The sequence below is a fragment of the Azospirillum sp. TSO5 genome (assembly GCF_003116065.1).
GTDB lineage: Bacteria > Pseudomonadota > Alphaproteobacteria > Azospirillales > Azospirillaceae > Azospirillum.
On sequence record NZ_LGQY01000118.1, the window covers coordinates 1 to 5,299 of the forward strand.

Annotated in this window: 4 protein-coding genes; 1 reads left to right on the plus strand and 3 read right to left on the minus strand. The window is 61.0% G+C overall.

Annotated features, from left to right (window positions below):
- Positions 1 to 255: 255 nt before the first annotated feature.
- The 3 genes from TSO5_RS25855 to TSO5_RS33510 form a co-directional block, all read right to left on the minus strand.
- Positions 256 to 2,115: a hypothetical protein gene (locus TSO5_RS25855; RefSeq protein ID WP_109154324.1), complete on the minus strand. Its 1,860-nt coding sequence runs from the start codon at positions 2,113 to 2,115 to the stop codon at positions 256 to 258.
- A gap of 77 nt (positions 2,116 to 2,192) precedes the next feature.
- Complete coding sequence (locus TSO5_RS33795; protein WP_348981066.1) at positions 2,193 to 3,050, minus strand: phospholipase D-like domain-containing protein; 858 nt, start codon at positions 3,048 to 3,050, stop codon at positions 2,193 to 2,195.
- Entirely contained in the window at positions 3,040 to 3,669 is a 630-nt protein-coding gene (locus TSO5_RS33510) for a hypothetical protein (RefSeq protein WP_247870973.1), read from the minus strand. The genes TSO5_RS33795 and TSO5_RS33510 overlap by 11 nt, the downstream gene beginning before the upstream one ends.
- A gap of 282 nt (positions 3,670 to 3,951) precedes the next feature.
- On the opposite strand from TSO5_RS33510, the gene TSO5_RS25865 reads away from it, so the two are divergent.
- A complete protein-coding gene (locus tag TSO5_RS25865) occupies positions 3,952 to 5,037 on the plus strand; it encodes a patatin-like phospholipase family protein (protein WP_109154325.1) in 1,086 nt (361 codons plus the stop codon).
- Positions 5,038 to 5,299 lie beyond the last annotated feature (262 nt).

The window sequence follows — 5,299 nt, forward strand, 5'->3', positions numbered from 1 at the left end:
GCCCAGCGCTCGCCTTGGACTCCGGTGAGGATGGCGTCACCGGGGTCGTACGCGACCGTCCCTTCCAGCGACGCGATCCGACCCCGCTCCCGGGCGAACACCACCGGCACTTCAATCGGGAGCTTGACGACGCACACGGCGTCCGGCCGCTGCCGAAGGTCGGGAAGGGCACGGGTCATCGACGATCCCCCTTAAACGTTGGATTTGTTCAGTCGGCGGGTAGTCACCGGAAATTGGCCGGACCTACCCGACCCACTAGGCCGGAAGGTCAGTCTCCTGGTGGCCGATCAGCTGTTGCCACTGGTTGTTTTCGTCGGACAAAACCTCGACCGCTTTGGTGGTCAAGTGCCTTAGCCGCACCCACTCCCACCACCCGCCACCCGAGGCGCCGTCCTTCACGGTCTCGGCCAGGGTCGCGATCCGCTGCGCGATCACCTCCGATTGTGCCGATACGCGCGCGATCTCCAACTTGGTCATCAAGCCGTGGACAGCCGCAGCTAGGGCTGGGAAAAAGGCCGTGCAGAACAGCAGAACAGGAATCTCCCCAACCAAAAGGTGTATGGTCACCGCCCCAACCGCAAAGCCAAATAGCGTGCGGGACACGATGTGCAGCCGGTTGTGCACGGTGTGGAGCTTGTGGTGGTTCTTGACGTGGTAGGTTCGCTGTTCCACAAGCTGTTGCTCAACGAAGGCGACGGCGCGTAGACATTTAAGGTCGGGGGTGCCGGCCTCACGTGCCGGTATCACGACCGGCAGGCCCTCCGTGGCAAGAGCGCGTTGCAAGACCCATTCTTCCGCCTTAGCCAACTTCAAGCGGCCGTGTTCGACCGTCCAGCAGGGCGTCAGGAACGGCCGAGGTATGCCCAACAATGGCAGGCACGACGCTACGTAGCGCAACTGTTCGGCGATGTAGCGGTACCCGATCCAGCGCTCGTGCCAATATTGCCGCTGGGCCGTGCGGGTGATGGCAACGATGGCACCGAGCACAATCAACTCAACATAAGGCCACACCTCGGCCGCGTAATGGCCACCAAACTCGACCGTGCCGGCCACCGCAGCAAACACCGCCAGCGCGGACGCACCGTAGAGGACCCAGGTGGCACCGCGGTGGAAGTTTCCAGCGGTGTTGGCCTCTTCGTCCGCGAAGGTCAGATGAGAGTTAAGGGTTGAAAACAAAAGGGGGGGTTCCGCTGGCGGGGCCGATTCGCCGGAACGCTCCAAGTTGTCCTTCGGGTCGGCGGAAGCGCCCGCGTTCAGCACCTTCATCATGGCTTTGTGCACCGACCCGAGAAGTGGGGTGTGCCACCGCAGCCGGTTGCGGGCCTTGTAGCGCGTGAGGCGCCGTACGACGCTGTCGGAACCCTCCGTCGGGCCGGTGCTGCAGGGGTCAAAAACCGATTGAACCACGCTGTCCGTACCGCGCCGGATTTTGACAATGGCCTCGTCCCTACCGAGAGGGTCTTGGGTGAGAGCTTCTCCGAAACGATGCGTCAGCCAACTCGTTTCCGGGTAGGGAGAGCCGAACAGTTCTAGGACCGCAGAAGTCAGCTTGCTGCGGTCAAGGACGCGCACCTCACCCGCTGGGTTGAGCCAAATAAGCGGCTTCATGGTGCTGGCAGCCTTGAAGGCGAGGCGTCGGGTGTTGCTGGTGCGGCTATCCAGCTTCGCCTCGTCCCACAACACGAGGATGATGTCGGCAAACGCTAGCGCCACCTCATCACAAATTCCGACGGCATCCGTCGCGTCGTCGGGAGCATTCAGCCAAACCTTGCGTTCGGCGCGCTGCTGCTCATCGTTTAACGGACCTTCCCGATGGGGGGACAGAAGATGCAGTTCAAGTCCGAGCTTGGCGGCGATGCAGGCGGCTTCTCGGTCAGTACCGTCGTCGGTTCCTGTCAGGATCCGCACAAGGCCATTGGGACAACGGTGCCGCCACCCGTCCCGCAGCGCTTGAATGGTGTTTTCCAAACGCTCGTGCACCAGCGTTTGGTCTGCCGCGTTGAGCGCTAAGCTGCCACCCCTGTGTCCGACAACCAGAACGGTCAATACCTGTGCACTGTTTAGATAGATTGCCGTCGCGTCGGCCCTCTCCCGGGAAACAATTTGATGCATCATCGCTCTACCTGTCCATGATCTCATTTTGCCTGCTGCCCCCGGACATTAGGAGATGGAGGCGGTGCTCCACCGAGCCTCTACCGTGCGGTCCCTTGGCTGGCACATCGTACTGTACGAAGGAGGGCAAAAGAATTAGCCTTAAATGTATGGAAAAAGCAAACGTGCGGCCGCATCGCAGACTTCCGCGCTGTGGACCGTGCGTTGATGTCCGCCGCTGTCAGGTGCCGCAGCGGCTTGCCCAGTCGATCCCTTTTCAGACTTTGGGCCAACTCGCGGTCGTAGACCTCCATGTTCATTTCGGAATTTATTCGCAAGCTGCGCCGATCCCAATTCGCGCTACCAAGGAACGTCCACAGGTAGTCGACGAGGACAATTTTTGAATGTTCGAAAGGTGGCGGGTGTTTCCAGATGTGGCAGCCAGCCGCCAGCAGCGGCGCCACGTGCGCGTGCACCGCCCAATCGACCAACGCGTGGTCACTGGCTTCGGGCACGATAATGTTAACGTTGACTCCCCGCCAAGCGGCGAACTCCAACGCCGCTGATAGCCGCTCATCCGGCAGGAAATACGGTGTCATAATGACGATCGAGGACTTGGCACTGTTGATGGCCTGGTGGAGGGCCATCTCTGCCTTCTCGATGTCCTGGTCCGGCCCCGATGTGACGGTGCGCGCCACCGCCGATCCCGCGGGACTGACCTCGGCGCACCACTTCGATGCAGGCAGATTTTCGCCAGTGAGGAAATGCCAATCGTTGGAAAGGGCCTCGACGAGTTGAGTGACCACCGGGCCTTCAAAGCGGAAGTGCAGGTCGCGCACCGGGACCGGCGGGTTTTGTGAGTACCGGTTTTCGTCGCCGATGTTCAAACCTCTAATGAAGGCGACTTTCCCATCAAGCACGAGAAGCTTTTTGTGGGTCCGCAGGTTTTCAAACGGCATCGCCCAGAGGGCGATGGAGTGAAGAAACCGTGAGCAGGGCACGCCGGCTTTCCGCAGTCGGTTTGCCGCGGGCGAGACCCAATAGCCGCTGCCGACACCGTCGACGATGACATGCACGTCCACGCCGCGGCGCCGCGCCGCGCCGCGCGAGTCGCTCGATGAACTCTTGGCCGGTGTCGTCCTCTCGGAAGATGTAGCTGGAGAGGCCGATGCTGTGCACAGTGCTGTCGATGGCGTTGAGCATGAGGGGGTAAGCGGCGTCACCATTGGTAAGGGCGCGAATCGCGGTGCCGGGAACGGCTGGCCGCCGCGTAATGCCGCGAACGGCAATCTCCAATTCGTTCAGGTGACCGTTGCGCAACAGCGGGCCGGCGGCAGGGGGGATGGCCTGTTGGGAGCGATGGCGGCGAAACAGCCGGTGGGCTCGGCGCCGAACGCGGTTGATACTCACCAGGAGATACAAGACGGCGCCGATGAGCGGCGACAACCAGGCCAATCTGATCCATCCAATCGAAGCACCGACGTCGCGTTGGTCCAGGAGCACATGGACCGTTACGGTCGACGACACCAGAACATAGGCCAAAGTGACGGTGGTACCGACATCCATGAAGGTGTTCAAAGCTGCGTACCCCTACGCCTTTGATGGCACCCAAAATCAAAGCCCTTCTACCTGAAGATCGAGTAGTTTGAATCTCCGGCCGCGTCACGCAACCCATTGGCGAAGACTGCGACAATCAGTCCTATGTTCCGGCAAACTGGAGCGTGGGGTTTGAGGCTCCCGTCGGCCGCGCTAGTGGGTAAGATGGCAGCTCGTGGGGACAAGGAATTTCTAACGCCGCGCCCTCCGTGGAGCCGGCGTGACGGGGCTTGCGCTCCAGTCGCGTAACAACCCGAGGCGGTGATGAAGAAAAGAATATTAAGCATTGATGGCGGCGGTATTCGTGGAGTTATCGCGTTAGAAGTGCTGAAAAAGGTTGAAGCGCATCTGCGCGCGATCCAAAAAGATCCGGCCCTGGTGCTGGCAGATTATTTTGATCTGATCGCTGGCACCAGCACCGGCGCGATCATCGCATCCGGTCTGGCGGTCGGAATGTCAGTGGAGGAGTTGCAAGGCTTTTACAGCGAGAACGCCGCCCACATCATTTTCCACCGCGCTTGGTTGGGCGAGAGCCTTCTCTACGACACGTACAGCGCAGACGGATTGGAATCCCTGTTGCGCGGGACGTTTTCCGACATGACCTTGCGCGACCCGCGGATCCGAACGCAGCTGGTGATCGTTGCGCGGGACGCGACTCATGACCGGCCCTGGATCATTACCACGAGCCCAACCTCGCTATACGCGCACGAGCACCCGGCTCTGTGCTGCCTCGATCTTCCGCTCTGGAAATTGCTGCGCGCCAGCACGGCGGCTCCGAGTTACTTTCCCCCAGAAGCCATCACAGTCGAGGGCCAGGAGTACGTATTCACCGACGGTGCCACCACCCCATTCAACAACCCTGCATTCAAGGCATTCTTGGTGGCGACCTCCCCAGAGTACGGATTGCGTTGGGGCACCGGCACCGACCAGCTGCTTGTGGTGTCTGTAGGCACGGGAACGCTGTCAACGGCCATGCTCGGTCATAAGTGCTCCAAGCTGCACGATGCCCACGCTATCCCAGTGTCCATGATAGCGGAAAACAGCAGTTATCAAGATCTGTTGTGCCGCACCTTCGGTGATTGTGTTCATGGTAATCCGATTGATCCGATCCGTAGAACTATGACAGATGGCGCCGCGGTACACCCCAAGCTGTTTCGTTACCTGCGCTACAACATCGAGCTAAGCCGCGGCACACTTGCCGAGGTTGGACTTGCGGACATTGAACCGAGTCTGCTGACATTGGACGCTGTGGAGGAAATTGACAACTTGCGGCGGATCGGCCGAGCGGTAGCGCGGGAGGTGCGCCCGACGCATTTCCAGGAACGGGTGCTCTCGGAGGTGTCAGCGTGACCGCAGCGTCGTCAGCGTAGGTCACCCGCCGATGGCCACCCCGCAGCACTCCGACCCAACGAGAGCAAAACAGAGGATCCTTGATGATCAGTGCCCTTCCCGACCTTCGGCAGCGGCTGGACGCCGTGTGCGTCGTCAAGCTCCCGATTGAAGTGCCGGTGGTGTTCGCCCGGGAGCGGGGCCGGATCGCGTCGCTGGAAGGGACGGTCGCGTACGACCCCGGTGACGCCATCCTCACCGGAGTCCAAGGCGAGCGCTGGGC

Coding starts and splice junctions, on each gene's coding strand:
- TSO5_RS25855 (WP_109154324.1), bottom strand. CDS start 2,115: ATGATGCATCAAATTGTTTCCCGGGAGAGGGCCGACGCGACGGCAATC.
- TSO5_RS33795 (WP_348981066.1), bottom strand. CDS start 3,050: ATGCCGTTTGAAAACCTGCGGACCCACAAAAAGCTTCTCGTGCTTGAT.
- TSO5_RS25865 (WP_109154325.1), top strand. CDS start 3,952: ATGAAGAAAAGAATATTAAGCATTGATGGCGGCGGTATTCGTGGAGTT.